This is a genomic window from Stutzerimonas stutzeri, from assembly GCF_013522825.1.
GTDB lineage: Bacteria > Pseudomonadota > Gammaproteobacteria > Pseudomonadales > Pseudomonadaceae > Stutzerimonas > Stutzerimonas stutzeri_AK.
In genome coordinates this window covers 50060-73768 of record NZ_JAAMQZ010000011.1, presented here as the reverse complement: position 1 = coordinate 73768, position 23709 = coordinate 50060, and the positions used below count along the sequence as shown (strand labels likewise).

Below are 23709 nucleotides of genomic sequence, written 5' to 3'. Positions count from 1 at the left end.
CGCCAAGGCAGGAAGCAGGCCAAAAAAAAACAGGCGCTCCGCTCTTATTGTCGTGGGTTATTCGCTGCGAGTGGCATCGTCCGATAATGGCGAGAGATAAGGGTTGTTCGGAGGCATTTCCGAAAACAACAGGCGAGCGTCATCGAGAAGGTAGCCATGCAGGCGTCGCGATTTGCGCGGCCCGGTGACTTCGCAGGTCCAGATGTTCAGACCGCTGGCCTGCTTGCGATGCAGTTGCAGCTTCTCGAAGCGCTTCTGTATCCACTGCCAGTCCTGCACCTTGTCCTGCTTGGCGAGCGCCGAGATACCGGGGTATTCCTGGGCGTAGCGCTGGAACAAACCAGGGCTGACCAGATAAACCGTGTCCGCCACGGTATGCACGAGCGCCTTGGCATCGTTGATGATGAGGCGACGGGACTGGATGCCGTCGCGAAGCCAGGCGATGAAATGCTCGCTGGACGGTTCCGCACAGTCAGGGATTTCGGCTACCTTCTTCAGCGAGCTGACGGCGGCATTCATGGGTGGCTCGGTGAAAGACGTCGATCCGCCGCTGCCGTCCTGAACAGGCTGCTCTCGCTCCCCACTGCTTTCCTGCGCAGTCTCCTCGAACAGGGACAGCAGCTCGTCCATCGCATTTGCGGTGGTTTCTCCCGTGGGCTGGTGTAAAGCACTGTCGGTTGATACGAGCTTGGACGGTAGCTGTCCGGCGACATCGGAAGCGTTGCCGGCGTTAGTTGTAATGCTGTCTGCGACTTCATCCGTGCTGGTTGCTGGCTGTTCCGTGGCGTCGGTCTCGGAGGCCATCTCCACCGTCACAGTTCCGGCGAAGGGCTCGGGGCGCTCGTCCGGCTGCCAGATCAGTGCAGGCGACATCCGCAGCAGCGTAAAGCTGTGCGACCAGCCGCCCTCACTGCTGACCGTTGCGCGCCAGATGGCCTTGCCGTCCGGCGTCGGCTGCAGCATGCCGTGATCCTGCAACACGTTGAAGACGGCCGTGTTGTTCGAGGGGATGCCGTCGATACCCTGCGACAGAAGGTGTGCGCGCAGCTTGTCCGAGACGGTCTTGCTCACCAGCCACAAGGCATCCTGTGTCAGCCAGCCATCCGATGCCTGGGGCTGGTTCAGCTTCAACTCTTCCTTCAGAAGATAGCGAAGGCCATTGATGAGCTTGCGTTGCAGAGCATGCTTGGGCGCAGCCATGGCGCGGCTAGGATCGCCCCCCAGCTCCTGGGCCACCGATGCGCGGTCGGCCTGGACGACGAGTTCGCCCAGCACGCCGGCGTGCTCGTACTGGCCAGCCAGTACATAGAGCAGTGCTGCCCAAAGCGCGGGGTAGCCACTGAGCCAGTCGAGGATGCCGGCATCGAGCAACCGATGGTAGAGCAAGCCGGTGGCTGCGCCATGCAGGCGATACTCGCGATCATCGCGGTAGCGGAAGCGATAGGGATGCCTCAGCGGGCCGTGCCAGGGGTGCCAGACGCTGCCATCCTCATGCTCGACATGCAGGTCGACGGCGATCTTGCCAATGTCATGCAGCAATGCGGCATAGGCCGTCGCGGCCGTCCAGGCCTCTGCCTGCGCGGCCTGGTCTTCCGGTGTTGCGCCGGCCGGCAGCAGATGCGACTGCCGCAATTTGAGCGCGAAGGCGACGATCTCCAGCCCATGGTCGAGCATGCCACCGAGGTAAGCGTGGTGGTGGCTTTCCGATGCCGGGAACTGCTGTACCAGCTCGGCATAACGCTCCAGCGGCGCGCGGTACAACGCCGCGAACTGCTTGCGCGAGAGTGAGGTGCGCTGCCAGATGTGTTCCAGTAGTTTCTGCCGACGGGGCGTGGCAAGCAAGGACGCGGCCGGTTCCGGCCGCGTCAGCCCTTTGGAAAGACCGGCAGATACTGGTGACGGCGCAGCAGGAACCAAGATCCGTTTTCGCTGGAATAAAGAAAGCATGCGAGTGTCCTGGTGATGAGATGGTCAGGGCCTTTTCGCCTTTTCAGGTAGGGCCTTTCCCCTTGCACCCCATTCCCTTCCCGCCTTTCAGCCCTTCGGCCTTTAACAGCCTTTTGGTATAGAGCGGCGGATATTGATCGTCCATCGTCAATGCGGGGTGTGGCGAAGCCGGTTTGATACGAGAAGGCTGGCTGTTCTCGCTCTACGATGGGCCACCATTGGATTCGGAGGGACACCATGAACCCTTACATTGACAACGTAAGGATAATTCCTTACAATGACGGCATCTCTATTGGGAGAGTTGCCATGCCTGCCATACATGAAGTCGCCACACTAACCTCCAAAGGCCAGATCACGCTGCCTAAGTCCATCCGGCAAGCCCTCGGCGTGGACACCGGCGGCAAGGTTGCGTTTGACCTGCGTGATGGCGAAGTCGTCGTGACCCGCGCCGACGCCGAACACGAAGACCCAGCCATTGCAGCGTTCTTGAGCCTGCTGGCCCGCGATATTGAAGCTGGCCGGAATGTTCGTGGGCTGCCGGAGGATCTGGCTCGCACGATGCTGGAGCATGCGGGCCACAACGTGGTCTTGGGCGATGATTTCGATGAAGACGTGGAAATCTGATGCAACAGCATGGCTGGACGCTGCTGTTTCATGACAACCTGATCGAACAGTTGATGAAGCTGCGAGCGGCTGTACTGCGCGCGCAAGAGAACGACCCGGAGGGTTTCGCGTCCAATGCCAACGTCAAGTTCTTCCGGGCTTTGATTCATTTGATGCAAGACGTGGTGCCGGGTGATCCAGCGCGAGACGAGTACCGCCAGGGCAACACCATGGGGCCGGCTTATCGCCACTGGCGACGGGCCAAGCTCGGAAGGCGGTACCGGCTGTTCTTCCGCTACGACTCGAAGGCGAAGGTCATCGTGTACGCCTGGGTCAACGACGAACAGACCCTGCGGTCATCGGGGAGCAAGTCAGACCCCTATGCGGTGTTCGAGAAGATGCTCGGACGCGGAAACCCGCCAGACGAATGGAACGCATTGGTAAGGGCAAGCAAGCCGGATTGGAGCAAACGGGAATAGCCATCTCACATGCAGCAGGTGACGACCATGAACACGACAACCCGTAGCAGTACCGCAGAACGCCTTGGCCGCTGGCTTGGCCGTGGATGGCGGGGCTACGTGCGTCGTGAGCGGCGGGTGGCCGCGTGGCTGGTGTCGGCTGGTGCGCCGAACGGTGTTGCGACCGCGCTGGTGTGGATCGTCAAGCTCGCTGTGCTGGGAGTGCTGCTCTATACCGCCTTCTGGTTGGCGCTGCTGCTGGTGTGCCTGCTGCTCGTGGCTCGTAGTTTTGGCAAGGGTAGCGACGACCTCTCGCAACCGAGCACGGAGTTGCGCCACGGCGAGGCGGGGTTCGGCCTGTATTCGTCGGATGGGCACCGTCTCGATCCGCACGACCCCAACAATCCATACGACGATTAAACCTGTCAGACACTGGCAGCGCCGGATCAGCGCGTCGCCCTGTTCACGCCTGATGCGGTGCTGTCCTTCGCGTCCTTGGAACCCGTCGCGAGATTCTGCGCGACCACACCGGCCTTCACGCCGGCCCACCCCAACGCGGCGACCCAGAACGTCGGCAGCACCAGAAACATGGTGCCCATGACGAGCATCAGCAGCATGTCGCCAAAGGTATTGTTCAATCCGATCAACGGATCGAAATTGCTGTGTGGCCGATTCCAGCCCCAGCCCCACCCGTAGAGCGCGTCAAGGATCGTGCTGTCGATCCAGCGGGCCAGTTGAAACCAGAAGTCCACAAAGAACAACGCGAACTGGACCGTGCTGATGGTGATGACGGTCTTCAGATCGTAGGTGCCCACCACGAGCACAATCGGAATGCAGATCACCAGAGACATCTTCAGCAGAGAGAGCACCATGGGCAGTGCCTGGCGCATCACATCGAGGGCTGGAAAGGCGGCGATTGCGCCCAAGGTCATGCCGACGTCGCTGGTGGCACGATTGACGATGTTGGGTAGCGTCTTGTCGATCTGCCCGCCGTAGTCGGTATAGACGCTGCCCTGATTGAGCTTCTGCTGACGCGGCGAGGCAATGGTGCGGATTACCGAGTCATCCACTTCGGTGCGGCTCAGGAAGCCGGCCCAGCCGGCCAGACGGTTGAGCAGGCTGGGATCGACTTGATCCAGCAGGCGTGCGCGCAAGCCGTTGCCACTGTCGTTCCACCACTGGCGGCAGGTCGGATAGCCGGCGCCGCTCGGCACCTGTGCCAGGCCGGCATCCCGGTTGCTGTCGTAGGCCCAGCCATCGCGCGGTGTTCTGGCGCGGTAGGTGTCGTAGTAGCCGGGGTTGTTGAGGAAGAACCGCGAGCCGATCCAGGTGACGTCGTGCATCTGGGCTTCGTCGAGATTCGGGCGATTCATGAACAGCTTGGCGCGCGAGGGGCCGTAGCAGTCGTGGGTGAAGTCGGCGACTTCCTGTGCCAAGACCGGGTCGTCGATGCGTGTGGCATTGACCTCCATGCGGATCTGCCGCAGGTCGGTTCCGCACGGAATGGCGGCGACCGAGGCGCCGGTGATCGCGCGCGACAGCGCGTGCATGAAGGCCCACCACACCGGTACGCGCGCGCTCTGGTTGTTGAGTGTGCTGAACGACTGCGACCAGCCGGTTTCGGTGGGCTGAGGAACGTTCACCTGGCACTGCGCCGAGCGCGCCTGGTCATAGTGAATGGTGTTGAGGTCGACGTCGATGAAGGGGATGCCAGCGAACATCACCACGACGATCGCTACCCAGACGCGGTTCTCGATGCGCACCGAAGACAGTGCGCCCTTGTTGCCTTCGTCCGCACCCTCGGCACGCGCCTTGAGCCATTCCTGGATGATGATCGCCACGAAGGGAATGGCGAACACGCCGCTGGAAACGAGAACCGCCCAGATGCCGTTATGGATGATCCAGCCCAGCAGGGTCAGGTAGTACTCAAGGTAGTCCGTGGTGAACAACGTCATGTCCGGCCTCCCACTACGCCGCTTGCATCAGCAGGCTGGCTTCGAGCGCGACGATCCCCGCCACGCCGGCGACTTCCGCGCGCAGGAGGCGGCGCTTGGCTTCCGTGCCGGTTTCGCGCGCCAGCAGGCGCCGGCGCATCCATACCCACCCGTAGCCCGTCGCGCCGTATAGGCACAGCCGCCACAGCAGGAAGTAGCCGGATGCCTCCGCCAGCCAGCGTTCCCAGCCGACGACGCTGCCGAGGTAGTGGATACCCGCGATGTTGGCTGCCACCGCCGCCGCAAGCAGCAGCATCGTCCACAGCAGCGTCTTCGCCACGCGCCGGTTGAACAGCCAGCGCGGGCGCAGCCAGGTCGGACTCATGGCGTACCTCCTGGGTTGGGCCGCTGCAGCTGGTCGAGGCGGTCGGGCACGGGGTCGCCCTCGTAGATGCCTCGCGAACCGGCGGCCCGGGTGCTATGGCGCTGGATGATCGCCATCGGCGAGTTGTTGGCGAGCGTACGGCGCAACTCCAATTCGGTCTTGAGGTTTGAAATTTCCCGGTCGAGCGCGCCGCTCTCCTGATCGACGGCAGCCACCGCCAACTGGTTGGCGGCGACGTTGGGTTCCTTCCTGCCGGTCAGCAAGGTGCGTTGCAGCAGCAAGGCTTTCTCCAGCACCGATGCCAGTGCCACTTCCGAGGCCAAGCGCTGTGCCAGGATGTGCTGATCCGGCTCGTCGCGCAGGGCTTCGATGACGCCACGGGTGATCGGCAGTGACACGCTGCCGGCGTCGCGCAGGTTCTCGAAGGTGGTGTTGCGTGTGCCGTCGATCAGCTCCTGCAGCGTCTGCAGCTTGGTGTCGTACTCTTCCTGGATGAGGGGTGTCAGGCCCACACCCGGAACGGTTTCGGTTTTGGTGCAGGCGTCGCAGGTGCGCTGCTCCTGTTCGCCGAGCACGCGGGTGGCCCAGTCGATCGCTTCTTGCGGGGAGGTCCAGGTCTGGCAGGCCAGGCTGTTGCAGCTCGCCGCATCGATGGCCGAGGCGTCGGTCACGCTGCGGCCATTGACGAGGTTGTAGCCGGCCCTGGTAACGTCGCTCACCACCCTGATCGCCGGCTGACCGGCGCCGCCGGCGTTGTTGCCCCCGACCCACGGCACGCCGTCGTTGCCCCGGCGCGTCTCAGCCTGCTCAATGGCCGACACCGCATCCGTGCTCGACACGGCATCGCGCAGCGCCATGCCTTCCGCCATCTGGCTCCAGCCAAGCTGGCCGCCGGCCATGTCGGCCATGCGTTCAGCCATCGACCTGCAGGTCAACTTGGAGCGATCGAAATCCAGCCTTGCCTGGAGGACGCCATTGGTCAGCAGGTTATACAAACCTGGGTCGGCCCTCTGGATGATCAGAGCCGGAAGCGACGCAACGGCGCTGGTAGCGCTCTGGATCACGTTGCTCATGATGTTTTGAAATCCGTTGGTCAGCCCGTTGAGCTGGTTCTGGATCGTGGTGCTGATGCTCATGTCGCCGCAGATCAGGTTGCTGTTCCAGCCGGCCCCGACCCCGATCGAGCGCATGCCCGCAGCGCCGCTCATGGAAACCGCGTTACCGCCACCGATCGAGTACATGACTTCGTCGCCGATCACGCTGCCGCTGGTCTGGAAGCCGCCGCTCTGAGCCCATGCCCAGCCACTGGCCAACGCGAGCGCGCCGGCCAGTATGGCCGGCCGCCACAAGTGATCTGCAAGCATGGAATGACGGCGACGGTCAGGGCGCTTCATCGTGGTGTCCTCAGTTGAAAGCCACACTGCCAAGGAAGGTCTGCCCGCGGCGCTGGCAGCAGCTGTACGGGCGCCACAGCGCCCAGGCGTAGTCGCCCCGTTGTGCCTGGGGCAGCGACCCGGCATGGGGAAACACGGTGCAGCTGTTGGAAAGGCGTGGGGTCAGTTGCTGCCACTTGCCGGTGCTGGCGTCGCTTTCGATCAACGCGCCGGCCGGCCAGTAGCCGTCGCGCGCGTTCGCCAGCAGCGGCTGGTACACATGCAGTTGGCCGCGGCGGGTCACGATGTCGCCAGCACGCTGGGCGACGACCGCCCCGGCCTTGTAGTCGTCGGTCTGGTGCAAGAACCCGCCACGCGGGTACACGGCGCCCCAAAGATTCAGTCCGCTGCGTGTGCCGATCTCGCGCATACCGGGGATCAGCGCCTCGGGGTACACCGCCTCCGGGACGTTGTAGCGCCAGGCCAGCGTGTCGAAGGTGCTGAGCAAGTACGGCATGAAGGCAGTGCCGGCGCCCTGGCAGATGTAGCCGGAGGCCGAGGCGAACTGGCTGAACACCTGGCCGCCCGGATGGCCGATAACGTCGGCGTTCTTGAACTTCGCCAGATTGTTTTCGTGATCCTCGTTGGTCGTGCCATCGCCGCCTGCCTGGGCTGTGGGATTGGGCTGGCTCATCGCGCGCACCTCGACCCACGGGTTCTCGCCGGTATTCGAGTAGCTCGACACCACGGCGTCGGGAACGTAATGCCTGACCTTGATGGAAGTGCGCACCGAGCAGCCCGACAGGGAGCAGTACAGCCAGTAGCAGATCCCGGTGACCCGGTATTCGAGGCAGTCCGGCGACAGGGTCGAGGAGATGATGGTGGCGGTGTTGAGGGCGAAGCTCGAAGTGGCGCTGCACAGCAGCGCGGCGGCGGCACCGAGCCGCAGGCGACGGGAAATCATGGTTGCTCCTCCCGGTAACGCTCGATGCGGGCCAGCGCCTGGTCGAGGTCGTCTTCCCCGTACACGACGTAACGCTGATCGACGATCACCGCCGGAATGCTGGTGATGCCCAGGCTCCAGGCATCGGTCACGCCCTGGTAAGCCTCCCGCATGCGCTGTTGCAATGCGTGGCCACCGTCGTTCAGGCGTCGCTGGACGAGCGCCGCGGCCTGTTGCGGATCGTTCGGCAACCGGGCCGACAGTTCCGCCTCGATGGCCTGCGCCGCGTCGAGCTGGATGATGCGATCCGCCGCCTGGGCGCCGGCCACCGGGTGGCGGGTATCCGTCACGATCCAGATCTCCGCTGCGGCCACGTTGCCGGTGACCAGCAGCAGCGCCGAAAGGGCCAGTGTCTGGCCGAGGTGTGCAAGAAAGGCGTGCATGGGGCTCGTGTCTCGGAGTGAATCGACCCCGGTAGTCGAACCCATGGTGCAGATGCGCACCACGAACAATGCGCACTGTGGCAAGCCCTGTTTTCTGGTGAGGCAAAGGAAGTAAAAAGGCGCATGGACCTGGGGACAGGTCCATGCGTGGGATGGGGCTTGGCAAACCCGCTCAGGTGCGGCTACAGCAAGCCGTTCTCGGCAAAGGAGTACGGTCGGCCCTCGCCGATGATGAAATGATCCAGCACCCGGATGTCGATCAGATCCAGAGCATCCTTGAGTCGGCGGGTAATCGCGCGATCGGCAGCACTGGGCTCTGAGTTCCCCGAGGGGTGCTGGTGCGCGAAGATGACGGCGGCGGCATTGGCTGCCAGCGCACGCTGGACGACCACCCGGGGATAGACTGATGCGCCATCGATCGTGCCGCGGAACAACGGCTCGTAGGCCAGCACCTGGTGGCGCGTGTCGAGGAACAGTGCGGCGAAGATTTCATTGGGTTCGCCGACGAGCATCAGACGCAGAAAGTCACACGCGTCGTTCGGCTTCTTCAAGGCGTTGCCGGCTCTGAAGATGCGTTGCTCCAGCAGCGCGATGGCCTGTTGAATGATCCGGTCTTCGTGCTCGTCGACGGCGACGGGATCGTGGTTCAACTCGATACAGGAGTCGTCGGGGGAAAGTACAGCAGTCATGGAAACCTCCAATGGATGAGCGGAGGTACCCCATGGAGGCAGAACCTCCAGGGGAATGACGGAAGGAAGAACACACATCCACCAGCGTGGGAACGCTGGCCGTTCGCCTCGGGATGCGTTGCGAACGAAGGTCAGCGCAGCAGCGCTGCGCCGTAGCCTTGAAGACCCCGGCTACCTGGGCATGTCGCCATCGTCGATGGCGGACAAACCTGCGGCGCGAGCCGGAGCGGCATCCGGCACGTCACCCATCAGAAGATCCATGGCGGACAGCAGCGCATCGCCTTCGACCGGCCCTTGCAGGAGTAGCGATCGCTCGGTCTGGCGGTCCTCCAGGCGCAGGCTGGGAGTGGCGGTGATGCCGCCGTGCGCGCCTTGCTCGGCCTGATCGCGCACGATGAGCTGGGGACGCTCGCTATCCAGGCAGCGCTGGAGCACCGGTGTCAGCCCTGGGTAGCGAAGCCCCCCGGGCAGCCCCTGGCCGCCGCCGCGCGTGTGCTGGTACAGCCAGCCGACGGCATCGAAGAAGGCCCCGTGCCCGCCGGTCTCGCCCGCACACTCGGCCACACGTGCCAGTTCCGAGGCGGCCGGCTCGTGTATCGCCAGCGGCAGGTGATGCCATTGCAGACTGACGTCGGCATGCTGGTCGATCCAGCTCTTCAGGCTCGGGTAGTAGGCCTTGCAGAATGGGCATTCCAGGTCTGCAAACAACGTCAGCACGAAACGGGCGTCGGCCTGGCCGTGGCGCCACGGCGGACCGCCCGGGTGGTGCTGAGTGGTCGGGGTCGGTGCGGCATCGGGACTGTCGCGCAGCACCACGGCGAGCAGCGCGAACAGCAGCACCGCAAGCAGGCCGACGGCACATAGCAACAGGTGCAGACAACGCCGACGACGTACAGCCGGTGGCGGGTTCGTTGAGCGATGGAGAGGCATGGCGTGCTCCGGCCGTCAGGAGAGCAGATCGGCGTATGGCAACGGCTCGATGCCGCGCGCGCGGTCGATGTTCTCGGATACCTTGAGCGCGGCTTCCAGCTCGTTGATGCCGAACTGTTGCATGAGCCGGTATCGTTCGGCTTTCTCTTCGGGTTCGGTCTGGGCCAGTGCGAGATACAAGCTCGGTGGTACGGCCCTGAACAGCACCTCCATGCTCTTGGAGAGAATGACGCCCTCGCTGAACTTCCCGGATTCCTTCCTGGCCGAGAGCATCAGTGCCTTCTGCGCTGGCGACAACTCGCGGAACCTGGCAATTTTTTCGACTTCGTCCGGTGGCATCGACAAGCACAACCACCACTCGATCATATTGAGCATCGGCTCCGCCGCCCTGGGCAGATCGTCGATGTTCTGCGTTGCCAACCAATACCAGGCGCCCAATTTTCTCCACATCTTGGTGATCTTCACCACGTACGGAGACAACAAGGGATTGCGCGTGATGATGTGGCCTTCATCGGTCACGTTGAGGATTGGCCGACCGAGAAACTGGTCGCGTTCCGCAATGTTGTTGACGGTATTGATCAGGGAGATGTAGGCGATCGAGAGCTGGGCGTTGTAGCCCTCCCTGGCATAGGTGGCGAGATCGACGACCGTGATGTCGGCTTCTGGCCAGGGCGTGCCGGGGCGGTCGAACATTTCGCCGTCTGAGCCTTGCGTGAAGATGTCCATAGCGTCAGCCATCTCCAACAACCGCGTGCGACGGGTTTCGGGCAGGGTCGAATCGCGGCCGCGCTCGCGTAGGGCGTCGCGCACGTCGCGCGTGAGCACATCCCGGTCTTGCGCGACGCAGTGGCGGGCGGCGTTCAGGATGCACTGGCGGATCAAGGAGCGGTCGGCCCGCGTCATGCGGGATTCCTCTTTATCTTCGCCGCCCGTGATCATCAAGCGTGCGGTGATCTCAAGCTCGCCGAGCACATCGCGCTGCTCGTCCGTATCGACGGCGGCCGGGTCGACAGGCTGTTCCTCATCCAGCGCATCGGCGTCCAGCGTCTGCACATCACTGGGGGATTCGATCAACCGGCGGGCATCGGCGAACGGCGCGAGGCTCACGCCCGAACCGGGCGCGAGCTTGACCCGGTTCACCGACAGGCCCAGCCGTGCGGCGAAATCAGCCAGCAAGCCAAAGGAATTACCGGCCTCCACGATGAACATGCGCGGGCGGTAGATCGCGGCGACCTGGTTGAGGATGTTGTTAAGCGTGGCCGACTTGCCCGAACCCGTTGGCCCAAACAAAAACAAATGGGCATTCATTTGCCGATCCAATCTGCTGAACGGGTCGAACGTCAGTACTCCGCCACCGCGATTGAACAGCGTGATGCCGGGCCTGCCCGTACCCTGGCTGCGTCCCCATGCCGGCGACAGATTGGCGGCATGCTGAGCGAACATCAGTTGCGTGTACCACTGCTTGCGGTCCGCGCCGGGGTTGTAGACGCAAGGCAGCCAGCGCAGATAGCTGTTGAGCGGCGCGACTTCGTCTTCTTCGCGGACTGGCTGCAGCCCGGCGTTGAGCATCACGTTGGCGAGCTGCAGGCCGCGCCGGTCCAGTTCGTCTTCGTCGTCGCCGGAGAGGTAGAACGCCAGCGAGCCGCGATACAGCTTGTGAGAGCTGCCGATCAGCGAACGCGCCTCCTGCACGTCCTGGAGCGCCTGCTCGGACGCCAGGGTTTCTCCGACTGACTTCTTCGCCAGTTGGTTGAGGTGCGCTTCCAGGATGTCCTGCGGCGTCGCAACCAGCGTCAGGCACATCACGGTGCCTTCGGGCAGCTGGTCGAACAGCGTGTTGATCGCGTCGCCCTTACGCGTTTCGCCGGTGAGATGGCCGGTGGCCGGCGGCATGCGCAGGCGGTCGGTGACCATGACCCGGTGCGGCAGGCTATCGAAGTACCACAACCCCAGCTCGGCGTCGGAGCGCGGCTGGCCGAAGAACAACCTCTGCGAGAAATCCTTGCCGCTGGCGAGTTCGATCTCATCAGATTCCGGTGCCTCCGGATAGGCCGCCAGCCGGTAGAAGCGTTCGCGATCCTGCGCCGTCGGCCCGAGCATGGTGGGCCGGGGATTGAACCAACGCAGCAGCCAGTCATGGATCTGCGGCGCATCCAGCCGGCGCGTCTGGATACCCGCGTTGGACAGGCCGCCAATCAGGCGGTCGCACACGACGTTCAGCGCCTGCTCGGGTGTCTGGCCGCGGCGGCCGGTCTGGCCCGCAGCGCGGCGATAGACCACCATCCGCACGCGCCGGCTCTGACCGCGCCACGGCAGGCGTGTGACAGCCGTGTCCTCGAACAGCCCGCCGGATTTGGCAACGGCGCGGAGATGGTGGGCGAACGAGGTCAGGTAGAACTCCGTGAAGCGGCTACCCTCGGCACGCGGCTGAACGTAGCCGCGCAGCGTGTCCAGGTACTGGTCAAAGTTGGCCTCGTCCTGGGCGTAGAGCTGGAGCACCCATGGATTCGCATCGAGCTCGTCGAAGCTGTCCTGCAAGGCGTTTTCCAACGCATCGCGTGCCCGTGCCAGCCAGGCGGCCTCGCGACCTTCAGTGCCCAGCGGCGTCAGCTCGAAAAAGGCGGCAACCGAGACGCCATCCTCAAGCAGCATGCACTGCGAATCCGGCAGGTACTCAACCCACGGCAGCAGCGCGACGAATGACGGTGCCGCATCGTACAGTGCCTGCTCATCGGCCACCGTGGCCGGGCGGCTGGGCGCGACCGCCTCGCCGGGTTCGGGAATGCCGGCCTCGCGCAGCGCGCGTACATGGCGCGTCCAGCCATCCTGCCGGTCATCGATCTGCGCCGCATCGTTAGGTGCCCGCCGGCGCCAGGGCAACGACCAGGCCATCAGTACGCCTCCGTGCGTTCGCCCGGCATCGCGTACTGGACGCGCTGATACAAGGGGAAAACAGTCGAATAGCCTGGCACCGGCACGGGATCGGTGCCGGCCAGATGCGGATACACATACATCACCAGGTCTGGATTCAGCAGCCTCGGGAACTGGTGATGGATTTCGTTCGCGGCCGTACGCGTGTAGCGCATCTGCTCGGCGGGCGCGGCCTGTACATCCGCATCCGTCAGCGGCCGGCGCAGGCTCTGGCGCGCGTCCAGCAGTTGGCGGCGAGCCACCTGACCGCTGCCGCCGTCGCCGGCCGCCTGGTGCCAGATGTCCTGCATCGTGCGGCCGCCATGCGGCATCAATTCTTCCTTGCTGGTGGCGCAGCCGGCCAGCGCCGCCACGGCCGCCGCCAGCAGCAGCGGTTTAATCCAGTTCGAGTGCATGAGCTTCTCCTGCGCGATGGTCGACGCGGCGGCCTTCGGGGTCGTAGTCAATCTCAAGGGGTTTTTCGAGATGAACGGCGACCTGTGCGCCGGGCTGGACATAGACCGCCGCGAAGGCTTGGCCGTAGAGCCGGTTCACCCACTGCGACATGTCCTGCACGCCGCCGGCGAGGATGCGTCCGACCGCCTCGTTGGTGCTGATGCCGACCGTGCCGATCGAGCCATCGGCACCGACATAGGACATCTGGCCGCTGTCGGAGTCGATCAGCGAAGCGACGCCCGCGCCCGCGGCGGTGATCAAGGCCTGGGTACCGAGATACTGCTGCGCATTACTGCGGCGTTCGCCACTGACACAAGGAATCCCATACGGATCGCTGATCCAGCCCAGGCCATCCTGCTGGTTGTTCTGCTGGCTGCTGCGCTCGCTGTCTTCGGGAATCGTGCGCACAGTCCCGTCATGGAACACGAACGTGATGCTACGTACCTGCCCCCTGACGCAGGACAAGGTCCAGTCGCCGCTGGCAGTGCCACTGAACACCGCGCCAGCCACATCCGGGATGTCGATGCCGTTGGCGGTCAAATTGTCCGGCCCGACGAGGACTTTGAACGGGAACGGGTCGTTGACGGTGCCATCGACCGGGACACGGCCGATCAATGCGGTCATCGCGACCGATCCCATCAGGGTGGAGTTCGTCGGTACGGTGTAGACCGCCTGGGCCGTCTTGACGCCGGCAGCCCTGGCACCGGCATCGGCAACATGCCCGACGGTGGCCTCCAGCGTTTTCTGTGCCGGTCCGAAGCTGGTCGGGAAGCTCAGGCTTGTACCCGCGCCGCCGCGTCCGTCGGTCTGCCTGGCGTCATCCGGCTCCACCCAGCGGATACCGCCTTCGCCAGCGAAACCATCGCCGTCACCTTCGCGCAAACCCAATCCGACCGGCAGATCGGCATGACCGCCGCCACCGATGTTCTCCAACCGGCGCTGCAGATCCTGCAACAGACCTTCGGTCTGCCGGCGCTCGCCGGCCAGTTGCTCCTGGTCGCGACGCAATGCGGTGCGCTCGGCTTCCAGCGCCGTGCCGATACGCTGGTCGATCGCGCTTTCGCGCTGGCGCAGGCGTTGGTTTTCCTCGCGCTGGGTGCGGTTGTCCGCCGTAGCCGTCTGCAATTCGGTGCGCAACTGCCGCACCTGCGCCACCAGGGTGGCGACCGTATCGCGGGGCGTATCGCCCTCGATGCCGAGCGCCTGCATTTCTTCGGCGGTGAGCTGCGGTTCGGCATCGACGCTGGTGGGGGGCTGGTCGCCGCCGCCGGAGAACAGGCGGATGCCAAAGAACAGCACCAGCAAGGCGACCGGAAGCACTAGCCATTTGAGCAAGCCGTTACTGCGCATCGCCGGACTCCTTGAGGTCGTGACCAGGAGCGACCTGGGGCAACAGTGCGGCCGGGTCGAAGCGGTGGATGGCCGGCAGCAGCGACTGCGGCAGGCCGCGACCGCGCGTGACCAGATACAGCACCGTGGTGTCCTCCGGCGTGCCGCGCGGACCGAGCGTCGGATGCTGGAAGGTGGCGGTGAGAAAGTCCCCTTGCAGCGCGCGCGGATCGAGATCGATCCAGCCGCCGCCGGTATGGGTCAGCCGCACGGCGGTCACCCACTGATCCTCCAGCCGCCATGCCGCCAGCGCCTCGGCGCGTACAGGCAGGGTCGGCAGCAAGGTATCGAGCGGCAGGTCGCGGCGCAGATTCACGCGCATGACGCCGGGCACGGGCTCCACGGTGCGCAGCGGGGCGTACAGGTTCTGGGCCGCATAGCGGGTCAGCACCACTGCCACCGGGGTTTCGCGCCGGGGCGGACGGGCTTGATCTGGGGATGGTGCAGCGGTGCCGGATTCCTGTGCCTGGCCGTAGCGCTGCGGCGTGGCGTTGCCCTCGACGATGCGCACTGGCTCCAACGGCGGCTCGCCGTCCTTGGCCGGCTCGGCAGCGATGTCCAGCAGGATCAGCGCGCCGCTGTCAGCATCCTGCAATTGCAGTCGCGTGGGCTCGATCGGTTCGCTGGCGCGCAGATAGACCGCGCCGCCGGCACTCTGCACGCGCAGCCGGTCGCCGACGCTGGCCGGAACGCCGACGCGTACATTGCGATCCACGAACACGATGCGTTCCTCTCCGACCTGCAGCGGCACGGCCAGAGGCAGGCGCTCCCAGCGCAGGATTTCCACGGCATGGGCCATGGGCACGAGCGCGCAGGCCAGCATGCCCAGCCAGACGAGAAGGCGGGTCTTCATGGGGAGTCTCCTTGCTGGCCCAGGCCGCCGCGAGCAGGTGGCTCCGGTTCGGGCGTAGCGATGCGCTGCGGCGCACCGTCGTAGCAGTCGAGAACCAGGCCGAAGGGGTTGCGCGCGGGATCAACGTCCGACCGCGCGACTTTGAGCGGGTAGCGCACCAGCGCGCGCTTGACCTGCTCCGGCCCGTGGTACTCGTCCGCGCTGAGATCGAGCGTCACCACCCAGTTGCGATCGGAGACCGTGCGCACGCGCGCGGTCGGGTTGTCGCCGTAGCCGCGCCCGGGGATCTCATACACGCCACGCACCCGCTGGCGCAGCTCTCCCGTAGAACGGCGGTAGTCATAGTCGGCCTGCAGAAAGGCGCGGCAGGCGGGGGTGAAGTACGGCGATAGCGCATGCAGGTTGCGCGCGTAGTCCTCTTCGCCATTCGTGGGCCAGCGGTGCAGTTGCTGCCACACATAAAAAGTGAATGAATAGACGCTCTCCGGCGGCACGTCCCACCAGGGCCGGGTGCTGCCCGAGCGCAGATCGGGCGGAACGTGAATGGTCAGGTCGCGGGGCGCGCTCCACCAGCCGCCGCCCATCACCAGCGCGATCAGCAGCAGCGCAACAGCGCCCAGGCGCAGGGTTTTGATGTGCGCTTGCAGGTGCGCGACTTCGTTCCGGAAGCGGCTCATCGCGCTACCCTCCGGTTCGACCAGCGGCCCGAACGCGTGATCAGTGCATGCCCGCCGATCCAGCCGGCCATCAACGGATAGCGGGTCGCGATGCGCCATTGCAGTTGGCGGTACAACCAGGTGTCGGGTCTGCCGCGTTTCTGACGGCGCAGGATGCCTCCGCCGATGAACACGCCGAAGGCGATACCCAGCACGATGAAGGTGGGCGCGATCGCGATGGTCGAGAACAGCCAGGACAGGGGCGCGCCGACCAGCAATCCGGCTGCGCCGGACAGGCCGCAGCAGATCCACAGCTCGTCCGCCGTCAGGCCGCGCACCACCACGGGATGCCGGTTGAGCCGGTGCGGAAGGAACATCACGGTGCCGTCCGCACGGATGTGCTGATGCTCGGACATGGGCGCGGCCTCAGAGAATCCCGGTCGCTTCGGTGAGCAGCCAGATACCGATGACCAACAGCACCGCGCCGATGGCTACCGTGAGTCCGAACTGGCCCCAGGTCTTCCTGCCCGTGTGGATTTCCGCGTAGGTGCCGTAGGCGTGGTAGCACACGCCAATGAACATCGACGCCACGACCAGCAGTGCGACCAGGAGCACGATGTCGTAGCCGTAGTTGCGAATGGTCTCCATGATCCCGCCGCCGGTGCCGCGCGACGGATTCTCCAGTTGCGGCAGGCCCTGTGCGAACGACAGCGCGGGCAGCGTGGTGAGGCTCAGTGCCAGCGCGGCGCGCCGGGCGAGACAGATGCGGGGGAAATGAGCGGTTTTCATGGTCTGACCCTTGTGGTTAGGAGAGGAGGAAAAAAGTCAGCACCAGGTACATCGCGAGAAAACGCACGACGACGCCGAGGAACTGACGCTGGTTGAGCTGGTTTTCCGCCCAGCCGACGTAGGCGGTGCGAATGGCCCAGGCCCCCCACAGCAGCAGCACCGCGAACACGAGGCCGACGATCACCGTCGCCATCGCGGCGGGTGCGATGCTGCTGTTGGCCTGGAAGGCGCTGATCTGCGCGGAGGTCATGGCTGGGCCTCCGGTGCCGAGAAAACGTCGGGGGCGGACTCGTTGCGGTAATCGCCGCTCAGTACGGCGGGGTCGCGTGGCTGGGCGCGAGACGGCGCGAGGTGGAACTGGATGCCGGCGCGCACGCGCGCGAGGTCATCGAGTAGACGTGGGTAGTCGAAGTGGTAGCGCTCGCCCGCTGTGATCGGGGTATTCGCCGCACTCTGTGCGACGAAGCGTTCCAGCGCGTCGAGCTGGCGCAGGGCCGCAGCCAGCTCCTGGCGTTGGGCTGGCGTGCCGGCATGGGCCGCCAGCGGCGGGCTCGCCGTCAGCGCCATCAGCAGCAGGGCGGCCACGCCGCGATGCGCGGCGTGGCGTGGAAACGAAAACACCATCGCGCCATTCCTCGGTTCGATCAGCAATGGCTCGATCGTGGCGAGGCAGGCGCTTCAAGACCGCAAACAATGGGTACTGCGAACTGACCGGATTGATGGATGCCAATACCGTTGGTGCCAGCTTGCGATATCCTGCGATCAGCATTAGATCAAGGGAAAATGTATGGGGTTAAAGGCCGAGCTGAAAGCTCTCGTAGATGAGTTAGATCAAATACACAAGGGGGCCACGCCATGGTCCGAAGAACCTGGAATTCCTGATTTCGTCACTGCCGAGAATGGTATGCAGCGGTTCTTCACAAGGAAGGCAAGAGAGGCACTTGGGCAATTCTCCAGCACCCTCCATCAGAATCGGCCCCAGAAGTCAGTGAAGATTGAGTCTGAGGCCTATCAAAAGGTAGTCCGTCAGACCGTTGCCGACTTGCATGCTGCGGGTGAGCTCTTAGGATTTGATGAATGCGATCAGGGCGGGCTTCTTCCAAAACTGAAGTTACTCATTGAGGAACGACTCGCAAGCATCGCCAACGAGCACACGCACTATTTTCCTGCCTGGACCCTGGGCATGGAGAGGGTTTCTCCTTTCTCCCTCGGCCCGGTGACATTCTTGAATAGATCCGACTGGATAGATTCGGTCGACTTCCCTCAGTACGGAAAGGATCACTATCTGAACCAACCAGAGGCGAACCACCGCTGGAAGGAAATTCTCAAGGATGCCTTGCAGAATCCCAATGATGGCTCCTCCATCGAAGGGCTGGCCAACGCCGTCTACAGTGCGATCGTCGGATGTCCGGCCTTGGTCAAGGTAACAGTCCGTGGCTATGAGCGTGAATTCTCACGCAAGTTGGCGAGGTTGGTTGCCAAGACAGCGCTTGACGCTATCTCTCTTGGCTTTGGGGCCCCCGAGTGCTTCTTGCAACAGGCGCTTCAAGACGAGCGTCTACCGCCTGCCGGTAGCGATCGCCTGGTCGAAACCAAAGGATTTCTGTGGTTGCCCGGAAGCTCGCTTGGGAAGCGTATTACTTCGCAACCTCCCGAGCGAGTAAGGCAAGCGTTGGATGACATGACGTCTATTATTCCGGCATTCGCGGCGATCCTTGATGGGTTGCTTGATCCATCGAGTCACCCGCATCCCAAGCTTGCCAATCGATGGGCTACTGCGCTGGATTGGTTCGGCGAAGGCAATCGTGAATCAAGTGATGCCATAGCGCTGGCGAAGCTCGGAACCTGCCTAGATGTACTGTGCTGCGGTGGCAAGAACGATGGTATCCGTGAAATGGTCATCCATTTAACTGGTACGAGTAGCGAAACTCAGGTAGTACGGGGCAACCGTCCTCGCACACTGAAGCAGTTGGTCAAGGACATCTATGACCACGGTCGATCGCAGATACTGCATGGCACACACTACGACAGGCTGGAATCATTCGCCGCAGAGCGCCAGTATGCCACCTACCTCGCACGGATCGTGTTGATTGAGTGCGCAGTGCGGTTACAGCACTATGGTGGTTCAGATGAAGACAAGGCGTTCAGAACAATATAGCTACAGGTACTTTTTGAAGCTCCCCGCAGTCAGAGATACAGCCAGTCCCAGTAAGGCGGCGCTGGGTAACAGAATCAGCAGTGGATGCACCGAGACCGGCATCGCCAAGTAGATCACCCAGGGCAGTATCGCCAGTGGCAGTAGCGAGGCTTTCGCGCGATGGTAGACGAAGCCCGATTCCCGGCCGGCGCCGAACTTGCGCACGTCGCGGCGCACCAGTCCATCGACCAGACCGACGAACACTGCCGTGAGCACCAGCGGCAGTGTCAATACCAGAACCAGCAGGCGCACCATAAAGGTCAAGGTGATGAAAGCGGCGGCAATCAGATAGCGCTCGGCCCAGACATAGACTTGGCTGATGAAGTAGCGGAAATCACGGGATTGTCCTTGGCCCGGCGCGCGGGCGCGTTCTGCGGTATCGTTCATCTTGTCGAGCAGCCCGGTCTTGACGAACACCCACTCGTAACCCGTCTCCACCAGGCGGTGCGCGGTGCGCCCTGGCTCCTGCACGATGGCGCTGCGCGTGAAGTGATTCGACAGATGCCCCAGCTCGTACTGCAGCATCGATTGCGCATGGCGCCAGCCCTGGTCCTTCCAGAACAGGTGCATGCCCACGCACTCGATCAGGATCGACAGCATCAGCGAGGCGATCAGTACCCCGAACAGGCGCAGCGGCAAGGAGATCGCAGTGGCGATCAGGCCCTGCCGGCGCTGTTGCTGCCGCTGCGCAGTGGATGCCGGGTCGCTCATGGCGTGTGCTCATCCAGGCCCGTGTCGCCCGTGACGTTCGCGGGAGGGTCGCTCGCAATGGGCGCTTCGTCGAGCAAGTCGTCGGGCAAGGGGCCATCCTGCAGCATCGGCGACCCCAGGTTCTCCCACCAGTGCGCAGCCTCGGTGTAGTGCTGGCGCATGTACCCCGCGAGCTGCTGCAGATCCTCCGGCATGGCCTCATCAGGGTCGGCCGCCGGCAGCGGCATCCTGACCTTCCACAGCTGTCCGCCCTGCATCAGGGCGAAGCATTGACCCTTCGGCAACGCTACGACATGAGAGGGCTCGATCATCGGCACGCTGGACATGCTGATGCGGTCTTGCGTGTTGCTGGTGAAATCGGTTGAACCGCGGATCTCCGAACTATCGGTCGCACCGCTGACGATGGTCGTGGTGTAGACCTCCACCTTCGGCAACTGCCTGGTCAGCAGTTCGGCGGTGGCGGTTTCGCGCACCCTCAACATGAACACATTGTTGAAATTCCCGACGACCTGACCGGCTTTGGCCCTATTGCCGATGCGCGCCTCGATGTCGCTCAGGGTCTGCGTGTAAGCGGTGATCTGGAGCCCGGCGCCGCCCCCCTTGTTGATCATCGGAATGAACTCGTCGCCCATCAACTCATTGAATTCATCCGCGTGAACATTGATCGGCACCTTGGTGTTCGCGGAGGCCCACGGCAGACCATCGTCGATACCGTGTTTATAAATGTGGCCTGCGACGGAAACCAAGTCACTGAACATCGAATTGCCGACCGCCGCAGCGACTTCGGCATCAGAAAGCGCATCCAGGCCGACATAGACAATGGCGCGCTTCCGGATCACCTGCATCCAATCGAAAATAGGACGGGGATCACCGAGGTCCGAGTAGTTCGGGGCCAGCAACTGGGCGACCTTGCCGCTGGTGAGCTTTTCCAACAGAGGCAGCAGCGAGGCGACGATCTTGTCGAAATACGTCTTGTCGTACCGGACCGCCGAGCGCAGGCCGTCGAGCACCGGATCGTAGTTGCGCGCCTGGCTGAGGTACTGCTCCAGGGCCACGACACGCTTCTCGCGTCCGATCATGTTCCTGGGGATGTTCTTCTCGTTGAGCTTGGCCTCGATCTGGACGATGACTTCCCAGGCCTTCGGCTCGGTGCGGGCGAAGAAATGCGCGGCGTACTCGATGAACAGCGCATCGATGTTGATCACATGACGCTGGATCAACAGATAGTCCGGACGTTGCCCCAGCTCGATCAGCGCCCTGGCAATGACATTGACGAATCTCCAGGCAAATTCGCGAAAGGCCGCGCTGTTGCCTTCGCCAGAAAGCTGGCCGGCGATGCGCGTTGCGACCTCGCTGATGCGGCCGAACCGTCCCACGGCGTTATAGCGCGCGCTGATATCGGGCCAGCCGAGATGAAAGATATACAGCTCGTTCTCGCGGCCGGCGCGCTTGGCCTCGACGTACACCCGCTTCAGGAGATCGGCATCACCCTTGGGGTCGATGACGATGACGACTTCATGCTCGCCCGCAGCGTTTTGCCGCCGGATGTCCTGGGTCACGAACAGCTCGGCGAGCCGCGTCTTGCCCACGCGTGTCGTGCCCAGCACCAGAGAGTGTCCGACGCGTTCGCCCAGCGGCAGGCTGACGTCGACTTCCTCGGGTTCGATGCCGTGCAGGCGCGGCAGGCCGCCTACTGGCGGCAAGGGGCGCACGGGGTTGAGCGGCATGTCCCAGCTGGTGAGGCTCGACAGGCGCGAAAGTGGAAACGGCGCGAACTCCAACCGTTCCTCCAGGCGCCGCGCCAACTGGTAGGCCGGTGTCGGTTCAACGTAGCGCCTGAACTCGGGCCGGTACGTCTGCATCAGCCTGTGCGTGTGCTTCTGTTCCCAGCGAAAGCCTTTGCCGATGAATAACCGCTGCTGGCTGACCGGCACGTCGCGGCTTGTCATGACGTAGCGCGGCAACCTGCGGATGTTGCGGCGATAACGCAGAATCACCTGCGCGTCGCGCCAGCGGATCGCACCGAAGGTGGCGAACGCCAGCGCACTGCCGATACCCATGGCCGGGCTCAGCGCGAGCGACCACGGTGCCACCAAGCACAGAAACGCGGCGCCGGCGCAGACCGCCACGGTGTACAGCTCCACCGTGGGGCGCAGCAGAACTTCGACGGGCTGCGTCTGCGACATGGCGTCATTGCTCGATGCCGGTGGCCGTGACCAGCACCGGGTAATGCCGCAGGCCCAGGCGTTCGGCCAGATCGTCGGCGGACATCGGCGACAGATTCAGGCCGGGCGCGATTGCACGCAGTTGCGCCAGCGCCTGGGCCGTCTCGACATTGACCACCAGGCCCCAGGCGTTGCGTTGGCGCAGCGTGTCGGCGTGCTGACGCAACCAGGCTTGAGAGGTCGCATCGTCACCGACCAGGAAGAATGGTTGCAGTCCGGGGGCCTCGATGACGCGGCGGGCAACCGTTCCCGGCGTGAGCCTGGCACTGCGCACCGGCAGCATGGCCGTCTCATCGACAGCGGCGGTCGGTGCCTCGGGAATGACGATGGAGGGGAGTGGCTGACTCGTGGCGCGCGGCTGCAGGTCGAGCGCTTCGTAGTACGGCAGCGCGGAAGCGCCGCCCCGGTCTTCCACCACGATCAGGGGCGGCGTGGCACGCACCGCGCTCATCGGCACGGTGGCGAGCATTACGACAAGAAGGCCGTGCGTGGCCCGGATGGATGAGGTCATCGGCTGTTCTCCTGGCGGGGCGCGTGTGCGGCGGTCTGTTGCGGGCCGAGCACGCGCTGGAGGTATTGTGAAACGCTGCGCCGGTAACGCGCCGCGGGCGCGCCGCCAGCCGGTCGGTGGTAACGCCCGACCGCCAGCAGCCAGTCTTCGCCGGGGGTGTGCTGCTCTTTCAGGATGTCGGCGGCGATGCGCAGGTTGTCGTAGGGGTCGAGCAGATCGCAGGGCTGGCGGTAGCGGTGCTGCTGGTAGCCGAGGTTGATCTGGCCCAAGCCCACGTCGATGCGCGTGGGGGGCACCTCGCGCAGCGCCTGGCGCACGCCCGCACAAGCCTGCGCGCGCGTGGCGTAGCGGCGCGACTGGCCGGCGACATTGAGCGACCAGGGCCACGGCACGATGCGATCGTCCCGGCGCACGCCGCTTTCCTGCAGCGCCACGGCATAGAGCACCGTCGAAGGAATGCCGGCGCGCTGGGCCGCCAACTGGTAGGCGGGCGGCGGAATTTCCTGGGCCTGGACTGGCCCGGTCGCCAGCGCGGCGGCCAGCAGCACGCGCAGCGGCCACGTCGGCATCAGGGCTGGCGCTGCCATTGGCCGTTCACCTGACGCACCACCGCGGGCAGTTCACCGGGCAAACCCAGCGCCAGCCAGCGGCCACCGTCGTGGTTGAGCGTGATCGAGCCGCTGCGCACGCGCGCCGGATCGATCTGCGCGCGCTGGGCCCACTCGCGGATGCGCGCGTCGTCCTGGCGGCTGCCGACCATGTACAGGTCGAACTCGGCGTTCGCCGTCTGCAGACGCTGCACGACCTGGGCACACGGCGCGCAGCCGTCCCGGACGAACACGGCGGTACGACCGCTGCCGGTCATCGCACTGCCGCCCGGCAGCGCATCGGGCAGATTCACCCGCTGGGCGTCGGGATGCAGGCGTTGCCAGGCTTCGTCGTAGGCTCGTTGATACGCCAGCAACTTTTCCACGCGGCGCGCTTCGACCTGCACTTGCAGTTCGGCATAGCGCCGTCGCTCCTCGTCGGAGCGGGCTTCGATGCCGAGTGCGGTCAGCGGGTCGAGGTTGGGTGAATGGATGCCCAGCGGCCCTTCCATCAGTTCGCGGTAGCGTCCCCATTCGTCGCCGCGCAGCCCCCAGTCCCGCGCCAGGCGTTCATCGCGTGCCTGATCGATCTGGCTCGGCGTGACACGGGAAGACTGTGCGGGTGTGCTCTGGGTGGCGGGCTGCTGCGCGAAGGCCGGTGCGTTCAGCGCGGCCAACAGGAACAGCATGGAAAGTGCGCGACGTTGCATGGCGCCTCCC

Annotated in this window: 26 protein-coding genes; 4 read left to right on the top strand and 22 right to left on the bottom strand. The window is 64.3% G+C overall.

Features of this window, described 5'->3' with window-relative positions:
• Positions 1 to 57 precede the first annotated feature (57 nt).
• Positions 58 to 1947 (bottom strand): MobH family relaxase, encoded by a 1890-nt coding sequence (gene mobH / locus G7020_RS09160; RefSeq protein ID WP_033947706.1) that lies wholly within the window; start codon positions 1945 to 1947, stop codon positions 58 to 60.
• A gap of 306 nt (positions 1948 to 2253) precedes the next feature.
• On the opposite strand from mobH, the gene G7020_RS09155 reads away from it, so the two are divergent.
• The 3 genes from G7020_RS09155 to G7020_RS09145 are packed head-to-tail and all read left to right on the top strand — an operon-like array spanning position 2254 to position 3428.
• Positions 2254 to 2571, top strand: coding sequence for a type II toxin-antitoxin system PrlF family antitoxin (locus tag G7020_RS09155; protein ID WP_033947861.1), 318 nt, complete (start codon positions 2254 to 2256; stop codon positions 2569 to 2571).
• The gene (locus tag G7020_RS09150; RefSeq protein ID WP_033947708.1) at positions 2571 to 3029 is read left to right on the top strand and encodes a type II toxin-antitoxin system YhaV family toxin; all 459 of its coding nucleotides are present in this window, start codon (positions 2571 to 2573) and stop codon (positions 3027 to 3029) included. The genes G7020_RS09155 and G7020_RS09150 overlap by 1 nt, the downstream gene beginning before the upstream one ends.
• A gap of 27 nt (positions 3030 to 3056) precedes the next feature.
• Positions 3057 to 3428 (top strand): DUF3742 family protein, encoded by a 372-nt coding sequence (locus G7020_RS09145; protein ID WP_024161569.1) that lies wholly within the window; start codon positions 3057 to 3059, stop codon positions 3426 to 3428.
• Between the two features lie 26 nt (positions 3429 to 3454).
• On the opposite strand, the gene G7020_RS09140 is transcribed toward G7020_RS09145, so the two are convergent.
• The 16 genes from G7020_RS09140 to G7020_RS09065 form a co-directional block, all read right to left on the bottom strand.
• The gene (locus G7020_RS09140) at positions 3455 to 4963 is read right to left on the bottom strand and encodes a conjugal transfer protein TraG N-terminal domain-containing protein (RefSeq protein WP_181083864.1); all 1509 of its coding nucleotides are present in this window, start codon (positions 4961 to 4963) and stop codon (positions 3455 to 3457) included.
• A 13-nt stretch (positions 4964 to 4976) separates the two neighbouring features.
• Entirely contained in the window at positions 4977 to 5327 is a 351-nt protein-coding gene (locus G7020_RS09135) for a hypothetical protein (protein ID WP_181083862.1), read from the bottom strand.
• On the bottom strand, positions 5324 to 6721 hold the full coding sequence (locus tag G7020_RS09130) for an integrating conjugative element protein (RefSeq protein WP_024161568.1): 1398 nt from the start codon (positions 6719 to 6721) through the stop codon (positions 5324 to 5326). Before G7020_RS09130 ends, G7020_RS09135 begins: the two co-directional genes overlap by 4 nt.
• 10 nt (positions 6722 to 6731) lie before the next feature.
• Positions 6732 to 7664, bottom strand: coding sequence for a TIGR03756 family integrating conjugative element protein (locus tag G7020_RS09125; protein ID WP_181083860.1), 933 nt, complete (start codon positions 7662 to 7664; stop codon positions 6732 to 6734).
• Positions 7661 to 8086 carry a TIGR03757 family integrating conjugative element protein gene (locus G7020_RS09120; RefSeq protein ID WP_033947725.1) on the bottom strand — a complete coding sequence of 142 codons (426 nt, stop codon included), beginning with the start codon at positions 8084 to 8086 and terminating at the stop codon, positions 7661 to 7663. The genes G7020_RS09125 and G7020_RS09120 overlap by 4 nt, the downstream gene beginning before the upstream one ends.
• Before the next feature lie 182 nt (positions 8087 to 8268).
• Positions 8269 to 8775, bottom strand: a complete 507-nt coding sequence (radC, locus tag G7020_RS09115; protein WP_181083858.1) for a RadC family protein — start codon at positions 8773 to 8775, stop codon at positions 8269 to 8271.
• A gap of 171 nt (positions 8776 to 8946) precedes the next feature.
• Positions 8947 to 9705 carry a DsbA family protein gene (locus G7020_RS09110; RefSeq protein WP_015879496.1) on the bottom strand — a complete coding sequence of 253 codons (759 nt, stop codon included), beginning with the start codon at positions 9703 to 9705 and terminating at the stop codon, positions 8947 to 8949.
• Positions 9706 to 9720: 15 nt separating this feature from the next.
• Positions 9721 to 12597, bottom strand: coding sequence for a conjugative transfer ATPase (locus G7020_RS09105; protein ID WP_181083856.1), 2877 nt, complete (start codon positions 12595 to 12597; stop codon positions 9721 to 9723).
• A complete protein-coding gene (locus G7020_RS09100) occupies positions 12597 to 13031 on the bottom strand; it encodes a TIGR03751 family conjugal transfer lipoprotein (protein ID WP_015879494.1) in 435 nt (144 codons plus the stop codon). The genes G7020_RS09105 and G7020_RS09100 overlap by 1 nt, the downstream gene beginning before the upstream one ends.
• Positions 13012 to 14421 carry a TIGR03752 family integrating conjugative element protein gene (locus tag G7020_RS09095; protein ID WP_015879493.1) on the bottom strand — a complete coding sequence of 470 codons (1410 nt, stop codon included), beginning with the start codon at positions 14419 to 14421 and terminating at the stop codon, positions 13012 to 13014. The genes G7020_RS09100 and G7020_RS09095 overlap by 20 nt, the downstream gene beginning before the upstream one ends.
• A complete protein-coding gene (locus tag G7020_RS09090) occupies positions 14411 to 15313 on the bottom strand; it encodes a TIGR03749 family integrating conjugative element protein (RefSeq protein WP_003296493.1) in 903 nt (300 codons plus the stop codon). Before G7020_RS09090 ends, G7020_RS09095 begins: the two co-directional genes overlap by 11 nt.
• Positions 15310 to 15990 (bottom strand): PFL_4703 family integrating conjugative element protein, encoded by a 681-nt coding sequence (locus G7020_RS09085; RefSeq protein ID WP_015879492.1) that lies wholly within the window; start codon positions 15988 to 15990, stop codon positions 15310 to 15312. Before G7020_RS09085 ends, G7020_RS09090 begins: the two co-directional genes overlap by 4 nt.
• On the bottom strand, positions 15987 to 16385 hold the full coding sequence (locus tag G7020_RS09080) for a TIGR03750 family conjugal transfer protein (protein WP_015879491.1): 399 nt from the start codon (positions 16383 to 16385) through the stop codon (positions 15987 to 15989). The genes G7020_RS09085 and G7020_RS09080 overlap by 4 nt, the downstream gene beginning before the upstream one ends.
• 10 nt (positions 16386 to 16395) lie before the next feature.
• On the bottom strand, positions 16396 to 16758 hold the full coding sequence (locus G7020_RS09075; RefSeq protein ID WP_015879490.1) for a TIGR03745 family integrating conjugative element membrane protein: 363 nt from the start codon (positions 16756 to 16758) through the stop codon (positions 16396 to 16398).
• Between the two features lie 16 nt (positions 16759 to 16774).
• Positions 16775 to 17008: a TIGR03758 family integrating conjugative element protein gene (locus tag G7020_RS09070; protein ID WP_003296490.1), complete on the bottom strand. Its 234-nt coding sequence runs from the start codon at positions 17006 to 17008 to the stop codon at positions 16775 to 16777.
• Positions 17005 to 17382: an RAQPRD family integrative conjugative element protein gene (locus G7020_RS09065; RefSeq protein ID WP_015879489.1), complete on the bottom strand. Its 378-nt coding sequence runs from the start codon at positions 17380 to 17382 to the stop codon at positions 17005 to 17007. The genes G7020_RS09070 and G7020_RS09065 overlap by 4 nt, the downstream gene beginning before the upstream one ends.
• 163 nt (positions 17383 to 17545) lie before the next feature.
• Here G7020_RS09065 and G7020_RS09060 point away from each other — a divergent pair, with 163 nt between their 5' ends.
• Complete coding sequence (locus tag G7020_RS09060) at positions 17546 to 18916, top strand: HEPN domain-containing protein (RefSeq protein ID WP_015879488.1); 1371 nt, start codon at positions 17546 to 17548, stop codon at positions 18914 to 18916.
• Here the strand turns inward: G7020_RS09060 and G7020_RS09055 are convergent, their stop codons facing one another.
• Genes G7020_RS09055 through G7020_RS09035 form a run of 5 tightly spaced genes read right to left on the bottom strand, consistent with a single transcriptional unit; the run spans position 18917 to position 23699 of the window.
• Positions 18917 to 19666 carry a TIGR03747 family integrating conjugative element membrane protein gene (locus tag G7020_RS09055; RefSeq protein WP_015879487.1) on the bottom strand — a complete coding sequence of 250 codons (750 nt, stop codon included), beginning with the start codon at positions 19664 to 19666 and terminating at the stop codon, positions 18917 to 18919. It abuts the gene before it with no gap.
• On the bottom strand, positions 19663 to 21852 hold the full coding sequence (gene traD, locus G7020_RS09050) for a type IV conjugative transfer system coupling protein TraD (RefSeq protein ID WP_181083854.1): 2190 nt from the start codon (positions 21850 to 21852) through the stop codon (positions 19663 to 19665). Before traD ends, G7020_RS09055 begins: the two co-directional genes overlap by 4 nt.
• 4 nt (positions 21853 to 21856) lie before the next feature.
• Positions 21857 to 22402: an integrating conjugative element protein gene (locus tag G7020_RS09045; RefSeq protein ID WP_015879485.1), complete on the bottom strand. Its 546-nt coding sequence runs from the start codon at positions 22400 to 22402 to the stop codon at positions 21857 to 21859.
• Positions 22399 to 22989 carry a transglycosylase SLT domain-containing protein gene (locus G7020_RS09040; protein ID WP_015879484.1) on the bottom strand — a complete coding sequence of 197 codons (591 nt, stop codon included), beginning with the start codon at positions 22987 to 22989 and terminating at the stop codon, positions 22399 to 22401. The genes G7020_RS09045 and G7020_RS09040 overlap by 4 nt, the downstream gene beginning before the upstream one ends.
• The gene (locus G7020_RS09035) at positions 22971 to 23699 is read right to left on the bottom strand and encodes a TIGR03759 family integrating conjugative element protein (protein WP_015879483.1); all 729 of its coding nucleotides are present in this window, start codon (positions 23697 to 23699) and stop codon (positions 22971 to 22973) included. The genes G7020_RS09040 and G7020_RS09035 overlap by 19 nt, the downstream gene beginning before the upstream one ends.
• Positions 23700 to 23709: the final 10 nt, after the last annotated feature.

Coding starts and splice junctions, on each gene's coding strand:
- mobH (WP_033947706.1), bottom strand. CDS start 1,947: ATGCTTTCTTTATTCCAGCGAAAACGGATCTTGGTTCCTGCTGCGCCG.
- G7020_RS09155 (WP_033947861.1), top strand. CDS start 2,254: ATGCCTGCCATACATGAAGTCGCCACACTAACCTCCAAAGGCCAGATC.
- G7020_RS09150 (WP_033947708.1), top strand. CDS start 2,571: ATGCAACAGCATGGCTGGACGCTGCTGTTTCATGACAACCTGATCGAA.
- G7020_RS09145 (WP_024161569.1), top strand. CDS start 3,057: ATGAACACGACAACCCGTAGCAGTACCGCAGAACGCCTTGGCCGCTGG.
- G7020_RS09140 (WP_181083864.1), bottom strand. CDS start 4,963: ATGACGTTGTTCACCACGGACTACCTTGAGTACTACCTGACCCTGCTG.
- G7020_RS09135 (WP_181083862.1), bottom strand. CDS start 5,327: ATGAGTCCGACCTGGCTGCGCCCGCGCTGGCTGTTCAACCGGCGCGTG.
- G7020_RS09130 (WP_024161568.1), bottom strand. CDS start 6,721: ATGAAGCGCCCTGACCGTCGCCGTCATTCCATGCTTGCAGATCACTTG.
- G7020_RS09125 (WP_181083860.1), bottom strand. CDS start 7,664: ATGATTTCCCGTCGCCTGCGGCTCGGTGCCGCCGCCGCGCTGCTGTGC.
- G7020_RS09120 (WP_033947725.1), bottom strand. CDS start 8,086: ATGCACGCCTTTCTTGCACACCTCGGCCAGACACTGGCCCTTTCGGCG.
- radC (WP_181083858.1), bottom strand. CDS start 8,775: ATGACTGCTGTACTTTCCCCCGACGACTCCTGTATCGAGTTGAACCAC.
- G7020_RS09110 (WP_015879496.1), bottom strand. CDS start 9,705: ATGCCTCTCCATCGCTCAACGAACCCGCCACCGGCTGTACGTCGTCGG.
- G7020_RS09105 (WP_181083856.1), bottom strand. CDS start 12,597: ATGGCCTGGTCGTTGCCCTGGCGCCGGCGGGCACCTAACGATGCGGCG.
- G7020_RS09100 (WP_015879494.1), bottom strand. CDS start 13,031: ATGCACTCGAACTGGATTAAACCGCTGCTGCTGGCGGCGGCCGTGGCG.
- G7020_RS09095 (WP_015879493.1), bottom strand. CDS start 14,421: ATGCGCAGTAACGGCTTGCTCAAATGGCTAGTGCTTCCGGTCGCCTTG.
- G7020_RS09090 (WP_003296493.1), bottom strand. CDS start 15,313: ATGAAGACCCGCCTTCTCGTCTGGCTGGGCATGCTGGCCTGCGCGCTC.
- G7020_RS09085 (WP_015879492.1), bottom strand. CDS start 15,990: ATGAGCCGCTTCCGGAACGAAGTCGCGCACCTGCAAGCGCACATCAAA.
- G7020_RS09080 (WP_015879491.1), bottom strand. CDS start 16,385: ATGTCCGAGCATCAGCACATCCGTGCGGACGGCACCGTGATGTTCCTT.
- G7020_RS09075 (WP_015879490.1), bottom strand. CDS start 16,758: ATGAAAACCGCTCATTTCCCCCGCATCTGTCTCGCCCGGCGCGCCGCG.
- G7020_RS09070 (WP_003296490.1), bottom strand. CDS start 17,008: ATGACCTCCGCGCAGATCAGCGCCTTCCAGGCCAACAGCAGCATCGCA.
- G7020_RS09065 (WP_015879489.1), bottom strand. CDS start 17,382: ATGGTGTTTTCGTTTCCACGCCACGCCGCGCATCGCGGCGTGGCCGCC.
- G7020_RS09060 (WP_015879488.1), top strand. CDS start 17,546: ATGGGGTTAAAGGCCGAGCTGAAAGCTCTCGTAGATGAGTTAGATCAA.
- G7020_RS09055 (WP_015879487.1), bottom strand. CDS start 19,666: ATGAGCGACCCGGCATCCACTGCGCAGCGGCAGCAACAGCGCCGGCAG.
- traD (WP_181083854.1), bottom strand. CDS start 21,852: ATGTCGCAGACGCAGCCCGTCGAAGTTCTGCTGCGCCCCACGGTGGAG.
- G7020_RS09045 (WP_015879485.1), bottom strand. CDS start 22,402: ATGACCTCATCCATCCGGGCCACGCACGGCCTTCTTGTCGTAATGCTC.
- G7020_RS09040 (WP_015879484.1), bottom strand. CDS start 22,989: ATGGCAGCGCCAGCCCTGATGCCGACGTGGCCGCTGCGCGTGCTGCTG.
- G7020_RS09035 (WP_015879483.1), bottom strand. CDS start 23,699: ATGCAACGTCGCGCACTTTCCATGCTGTTCCTGTTGGCCGCGCTGAAC.